The sequence below is a fragment of the Mesorhizobium sp. M7A.F.Ca.CA.001.08.2.1 genome (assembly GCF_003998455.1).
GTDB classification, from domain to species: Bacteria; Pseudomonadota; Alphaproteobacteria; order Rhizobiales; family Rhizobiaceae; genus Mesorhizobium; species Mesorhizobium ciceri.
In genome coordinates this window covers 1-792 of the sequence record NZ_RZPW01001316.1, presented here as the reverse complement: position 1 = coordinate 792, position 792 = coordinate 1, and the positions used below count along the sequence as shown (strand labels likewise).

The window sequence follows — 792 nt, the reverse complement described above, 5'->3', positions numbered from 1 at the left end:
GCTGCCGCGCGGCCTGGCGCTGACCGACGAGGGCCGCGCCTATGTCCCCAACATCCGCCGCGCCTTCGACCTGATCTCGGAGGCGACGCTGCTGCTTCGTCCCGAGCCGGCGCGGCTGACGATCAGCGTGACGCCGAGTTTCGCCACCAAATGGCTTATCCCGAGGCTGCACGACTTCGTCGCGCACAACCCGCTGGTCGACCTGCGCGTGCTGGCCAGCGAAAGCCTGTCGAGCTTCCAGGCCGACGGCGTCGACATCGCGGTCAGGCAGGGCCGCCCACCCTCCGGCGCCGGGCTGGTCGTCGACCTGTTGTTTCCCCAGCAGATCGTCGCCGTGTGCAGCCCGGCCCTGCTGCCGGCCGGCGCGATCGAGATCGCGGCCTCCGAAATCCAGCACCACGTGCTGCTGCACGATGCCCACAATCTGTGGCCGGAATTCATGGAAAAGGCGATCGGCCTGAAGATGACGACCGAACTCAAACGCATGCGCTTCAACCAGACCGGCCTCGCCATCGACGCGGCCGTCGCCGGCCAGGGCATTGCGCTGGCCAGCCGCTTTCTCGTCGCCGCCGAACTCGCCGCCGGCCGTCTGGTTCAGCCCGTCAGCGGCGAAATGCGCGGCACGCAGGATTTTTATGTCGTGATGCCGAGAAAACAGCGCCACCCCGAGCCGACGCAGGCCGTGCGGCAATGGCTGCTCGATGCAGGAGAAAGGCCAATCTAGATCGGCCTAGATCGGCAGCAAGGCGTCGGGTTTCACATTGGCAATCGAGGCGTAGGTGTGCGTTTCCC

The 792-nt window shown here is 66.8% G+C and carries 1 protein-coding gene; it reads left to right on the top strand.

What is annotated here, in order from left to right:
• Positions 1 to 724: LysR substrate-binding domain-containing protein (locus EN914_RS37090; protein WP_127389764.1), on the top strand; the 724-nt coding region annotated here is incomplete at its 5' end.
• Between the last annotated feature and the right edge of the window lie 68 nt (positions 725 to 792).